The organism is Streptococcus sp. GMD6S (genome assembly GCF_000297015.1).
Genome location: NZ_AJRH01000070.1, coordinates 1 through 5,647, shown reverse-complemented (window position 1 = coordinate 5,647; position 5,647 = coordinate 1). Strand labels below are relative to the sequence as shown.

General features: G+C 41.2%; 9 protein-coding genes and 1 pseudogene. 1 reads left to right on the top strand and 9 read right to left on the bottom strand.

What is annotated here, in order from left to right:
• From comA to GMD6S_RS07950, 9 genes and pseudogenes are all read right to left on the bottom strand, one after another.
• Positions 1–713: pseudogene (gene comA, locus GMD6S_RS07990) on the bottom strand (peptide cleavage/export ABC transporter ComA); the annotation flags it as partial.
• Between the two features lie 209 nt (positions 714–922).
• Entirely contained in the window at positions 923–1,132 is a 210-nt protein-coding gene (locus GMD6S_RS07985; protein WP_000869797.1) for a hypothetical protein, read from the bottom strand.
• Between the two features lie 24 nt (positions 1,133–1,156).
• Positions 1,157–1,345: a hypothetical protein gene (locus GMD6S_RS07980; protein WP_000722238.1), complete on the bottom strand. Its 189-nt coding sequence runs from the start codon at positions 1,343–1,345 to the stop codon at positions 1,157–1,159.
• A 9-nt stretch (positions 1,346–1,354) separates the two neighbouring features.
• Entirely contained in the window at positions 1,355–1,522 is a 168-nt protein-coding gene (locus tag GMD6S_RS07975) for a bacteriocin (protein WP_000415691.1), read from the bottom strand.
• Between the two features lie 17 nt (positions 1,523–1,539).
• Positions 1,540–1,728, bottom strand: a complete 189-nt coding sequence (locus GMD6S_RS07970) for a class IIb bacteriocin, lactobin A/cerein 7B family (RefSeq protein ID WP_000180835.1) — start codon at positions 1,726–1,728, stop codon at positions 1,540–1,542.
• A 439-nt stretch (positions 1,729–2,167) separates the two neighbouring features.
• Positions 2,168–2,404 (bottom strand): acyl carrier protein, encoded by a 237-nt coding sequence (locus GMD6S_RS07965; protein WP_000136435.1) that lies wholly within the window; start codon positions 2,402–2,404, stop codon positions 2,168–2,170.
• Between the two features lie 5 nt (positions 2,405–2,409).
• Positions 2,410–3,402, bottom strand: coding sequence for a phosphate acyltransferase PlsX (gene plsX, locus GMD6S_RS07960; RefSeq protein ID WP_000717429.1), 993 nt, complete (start codon positions 3,400–3,402; stop codon positions 2,410–2,412).
• A complete protein-coding gene (gene recO / locus GMD6S_RS07955; protein ID WP_000616149.1) occupies positions 3,399–4,169 on the bottom strand; it encodes a DNA repair protein RecO in 771 nt (256 codons plus the stop codon). The genes plsX and recO overlap by 4 nt, the downstream gene beginning before the upstream one ends.
• Complete coding sequence (locus tag GMD6S_RS07950) at positions 4,166–5,335, bottom strand: pyridoxal phosphate-dependent aminotransferase (RefSeq protein WP_000366332.1); 1,170 nt, start codon at positions 5,333–5,335, stop codon at positions 4,166–4,168. Before GMD6S_RS07950 ends, recO begins: the two co-directional genes overlap by 4 nt.
• Positions 5,336–5,486: 151 nt before the next feature.
• Here GMD6S_RS07950 and GMD6S_RS12590 point away from each other — a divergent pair.
• Positions 5,487–5,647: putative sulfate exporter family transporter (locus GMD6S_RS12590; RefSeq protein ID WP_008293763.1), on the top strand; the 161-nt coding region annotated here is incomplete at its 3' end.

Below are 5,647 nucleotides of genomic sequence, written 5' to 3'. Positions count from 1 at the left end.
GACAACCGTTGACCCAGAACAAGTAAGAGGTATTCCTGCGCATAAGACAAAATCTGCTGGAGAATATAGACGATGACCAGCCCAATAGAGATAATACCCAGTGTCGAGCGCATCTGGTCTGGTACGTAACTATCAATGATGGACTGAAGATAGTAGGAACCCACGATATTGATCAAGGTCACCAAGAGTGTCGCTAGGACGATATTGGTAATTAAGCCATGCTGTTTGAGTAAGATCGGCAAGAAGGATAGGAGTCCCTGTTTTTTCTCCTTATGAGGTTTATAGTCCGGTGATGGTGCCATAAAAATACTAACCCCTGTCCACTCTTGCGCAAATCGCTCACGGGAAATCTTGGTCAGCTTGATACTAGGATCTGGATCAGCGATATGAATGTGCTTTTTATCCTGACCTATCACCACATAGTAGTGGAGCAACTTCCCTTCCTTGAGCACATGAGCCACAAAAGGAAAGGTCAAATCTGGCAAATCAAAGAGCGTCATATCCGCCTTGATAGCCCGCGTCTCAAACCCAATCTCCTCTGCCACCTTTACAAGTCCCAAAGCGGTCGTCCCATCCATGGTCGTCTTGGCTAACTCTCGTAGATGAGCCAAGGAGTAATAACTACCGTAGTAACCAAAGACCATAGCCAAAGAAGCCACGCCACAATCCATCTGATCCACCTGGGGACGATAGTGCCTTTTCCTAAATTTCATATCCTTCTCCTTTTTCTAATAATCTCTTTAAAAATTTGTAAGATTATTTTAACCAAATAAGGATGAAAACAGGAAAATATTCCTAAATAAACCATTTTTACGCCTAAAACGCACTTCAAAAAGCATAAACTATCATTTAAATGTAAAAAGCAGAACAAAAGTTCTGCCTGCTTAAAGTAACCGTTAAAAAATGAATGCCTAGAAATAAACTATTCTGAAATGATATTCTCTTTACTTCTATAAAGTGAGATAAATGTCATCAAAAATAATGAAATCGTAGGTATATCAAAACATTCAAACCACGTAGGTAGATTTATTTTGTTTACATCAGCCACAATTCTAATCATTAGATAAGCCATCGAGCTAGACAATACAATAAACTCTGGCCAAGCTTTTCCTAGTAATTGAACAACTTTCATCTCAAACTCCGATCTGATGGTTCATCAATTTCCAATCGTACTTTCTTTTGTTTTGTACTTGTATCCTACATAAAACAGACCAAGCAGAATTGGATAGGTTTCTGGATAAAACAGAGTATTGATCGGATTTTTCATAATCAAATACGTTGCGATATAAAGAATAATCGATACGACAAAATACCCCTCAGCAAATCCTAATAAGATTTTTTTCATAGCAGACTCCTATTTACCTGAAAAGAGTGCTCGAGTTGTTAAAATAGCTCCACCTGTATATACAAAACCTTTTACAAAACCAACTGCCACAGGGATAAGAAGGGGAAAGGCTCCCCCTTGAATTTCCTGCAAGTCCGTATCAGTCATTGTTTCAAATTTTAAAATAGATTTTTCCATATCATCTCCTCCTTCTATTACCATCTACTCGTCACATAATTATAACCTGCAATTCCTGCTGCAGTAATTCCACCAGCAATTTTAGCTGCTGTCACAGGATTAGCAATCACCCAAGCTACAATCGGCCATGCTCCCCCATTCACATCCGTCAACTCTTCTTCTGTAAGAGCTACAAAGTTCTGTTCCATGTTGTCAAAGTTTGTCATTTGTTTTCTCCTTATTTTTTCTATATATTTAATCTTTAACCTCTAAGCCACTTAAATAGCCAGATTGGGTAAATTACTGAAATCATTTTCTTCTCTCCTTTCTTTTTTCCTTACCTATCTATTTTCGAGAAGTAATTTAAAATGAACAGGTAAATTTCATTTATTTTAAATACCATTTGATCAACCATGGCAATAAGATTGGTAAATACATCACATAGTCTCCTTCCCTTTTCCTTACCTATCTATTCGAAAAACAATTCGAAAATGAACAATTCATTCATTTTTATTTTAAAAACCACTTAATGAACCACGGATAAAAACCAGTCACATACATAAATGTTCCTCCTTTTTCTTTCTCATCTCTTTATTCGCAATTTCTACTAAAAGTTTCTCTTTTTTCTGCAAATAAAAAACAACATGACTTGCATGTTGCTTTTGGCTATTTTTTATCTTTAATAATCGCTACTACATCCGCTACACTTTGAAGTTGGTCGATTTCCTCATCAGTGATTTCGATACCAAATTCATCTTCTAGTGTCAAAACAAACTCCATCAAATCCACTGAGTCCGCATCTAGATCGTCTTTCAAACTCAAAGCCTCTGTTACGGCAAAGTCTTCTCCCTGTCTCTCTTGGATAATGGTTACAATACGGTCAAAAATTTCTTTTTCTGTCATCTTTTTTATTCTCCTGAAAATTCACGCGCAGTCTGAGCAACTACGTCTGTTTCTAGCATGGTACGAATCTGACGAATCGTACTGTACACAGCATTGGCATCACTTGAGCCATGAGTTTTTACAACTGGCGCCTTGACGCCAAACAAGACTGCTCCTCCAACATCTGAATAGTTGAGCTGTGTCTTCAACCCCTTAAGACTATCCTTGAGAAGTAGAGCACCTAGCTTCGCTCGAAGGCCACCACCCGTAATAGCATTTTTAAGTAAGCCCATGATTCCCAAAGCTGTACCTTCGATAGATTTGAGAACAGCGTTTCCCGTGAAACCATCTGTTACGACAACATCCGCAACGCCATTCATCAGATCACGCGCTTCCACGTTTCCGACAAAGTTCAAACTTTCATCAGCTACTAACAAGTCGTATGTTTCCTTACGAAGCGGATCTCCCTTGCTGCTTTCTGTTCCATTGTTGAGCAAACCAACACGTGGTTTCGAAATCCCACGAACATTTTTCGCATAGAAGGAACCTAGGACAGCGTATTGGTGCAGATGATGGGCTGTATTTTCTGCATTGGCCCCAAGGTCTAGCATGTCAAACCCTTTTCCATCGATGGTCGGCAAGGTCGACATGAGTCCTGGACGATCGATATTTTTGATACGACCCACGATAAAGAATCCTGCAGCCAACAAGGCACCTGTGTTCCCAGCTGAGAGGACGGCATCTGCTTCTCCCTCTTTGACTGCCTTGGCCGCTAATACCATGCTGGCATTTTTCTTCTTACGGATAGCTTTTGTCGGCTCATCGTCTGAGTTGATTTTCTCATCCGTATGGATAATGCTGACGCGCTCTGTCGCCGTTAGATATTGCTTGATCTTACTTTCATCTCCGTAGAGTTGAATCTCAATATCTGAAAAATCAGCAAGGGCTTGATTGACACCCTCAACGATGGCTTGAGGTGCGTAATCGCCCCCCATAGCATCTACTGCAATTTTTTTCATTTGTTTTCCTCTTTTAGTAATTGTCCCCAGTCTGCTAGGGAATCAATAAATTTCTTTGATTTAAGGTGAATCCCAACGTACTCTTCGTAGAGTTGATCCATAAATTGGCGTAGCTCTTGCTTGATTTCAGACTTGAGCGAAATGGTCTCCAAGGTCTCAAAATCAATGGCTTGAAATTGATTGAGCAAATAAGGGATGTTGGGATTTAAATGGCAACGTTTCTCGTCCTCATGATAATGATCTGGACAGAGGCAAGCTCCATATTTGAAAGAAAAGTCAAAGGCCTGACCAACCCGATGGCAAAAGACACACTCATTAAAATTAAGGCTAATCCCAAATCGGTTCAAGATTTGAATTTCAAAAATATTGGTCAAAACCTGATAATCTAAACCCTCTTCCATCAACTCTAGAGTCTTTCTCAAGAAGGCAAACAAGGGAGCATCCTGCTGATTATCCTGCAAACTAGCATCTGCAAGAGCCGCCACATAAGTCGCATAAGCCATGACAAAGAGGTCGCTATTGATTTTGGGAAAGGTCATCACCTCATGGTAGTCCTCGATGTAGCTAAGGCCGTCATCATTGATTCGCAAGAGAAATCGTGCCAACACCAAGGGCTGAATAACAGGAGCTAGTTTGGATTGACCAGCGTGTTTGACGAAAAACATGCGCTTCCCAGCCTGCTCGGTGAAGATTTTGACGAGCTTATCATCCTCCCGAAAGTTACGATTGTAGAGTACGAGACCTTGACTCGTTATAGACTGGATCATGCTTCTCTCATGTACTCCTCAAGTCGTTTCATGGCCTCCCTGATTGTTTCCATGCTGGCTGCATAAGAAATGCGAACATAGCCTTCTCCGTAACGCCCAAAGGCAGCACCAGGGATAAAGGCAACAGCCTTCTTCTGGGCAAAATCCTTGAGAAAAGCAAAGGAGTCTTGATTGTAACCTGCTGGAATCTTAGCAAAGATATAGAAGGCCCCATCTGGTTTGATAATCTCAAAACCAAGAGCAGTCATCTTTTCGATGATATAATCTCGACGCTGGATGTATTCCTTCTTCATAGGCTCTGCGTCGTTTTTACCAGCGGTCAAGGCTTCTACTGCAGCATGTTGGGCCATGGTGTTTGCCGCAGTAACCAAATATTGGTGACTCTTGATTAACTGAGCTGTGAAAGCTGCAGGAGCAAAGATAAAGCCTAAACGCCAACCAGTCATGGCATGGGACTTAGATAAGCCATTGATAATAATAGCTTGATCTCTCAGCATAGTTCCCAATGATACATGATTTTCCCCTGTATAGGTCAATTCTGAATAGACCTCATCACAAACAACGAAAATTTCATACTTGCCTAAAACGTCTGCCAAGGCTTCCAACTGCTCTCGACTATAGGTAATTCCAGTTGGATTGGCTGGATAGTTGAGAATAACTGCTTTGAGCTTGTCACCCTGCTCCAAAATGGCCTTTTCCAACATCTCAGGGGTCAAAACAAAACCATTTTCAGTTGTATCAATCTCGACAATCTCTGCCCCAACCAGATTGACAATCGGTTCATAACCTGGATAGGCAGGAGCTGGCAAGAGCACCTTGTCTCCCTCTTCCAAAATAGCTGTCAAAGTAGCAGATAAAGCCTCTGTCGCCCCAATTGTAACCAAGATTTCATTTTCAGGAGCATAGTCCAGTTGGTACTTTTCCTTAACAAAGTCACTGGCTGCCTGACGTAGAGTCAGCAAACCGCTCATCCCTGTATAGTAGGATTGGTTCTGGTCAATGGCTCGCTTGGCTACCTCCTTGATATGATCTGGCGTTGTAAAATCAGGTTCCCCCAAGGTCAAACGCAAGACCCCAGGAATCTCCGAAATAGCCTGGTCAAACTGGCGAATCAAGGAAACTTGAATCTTGTCTAACTGTTTATTAAAGCGCTTGGTTAAGTCCATAGATATCCCCCTTGCTTACAGAACATAGTACTATTATACTACAAAAGCTCCCTGACCGCAAAATCCATCTGAACCCCGCATTTTTCACTTTCTGTTTTACTTTTCTTCTCAACAGGACTATAATAATAAGTGCTTATTTTCGGAGGTTTATATGTCATTTTTATCAAAAAATGGAGCAGGCATCTTGGCCTGCCTTCTCATTTCTATCGTATCTTGGTTTCTGGGAGGATTTTTCCCCGTCGTGGGTGCACCTGTCTTTGCAATTTTTGCTGGAATGCTCCTCCACCCCTGGCTCTCACCCTACAAACAACT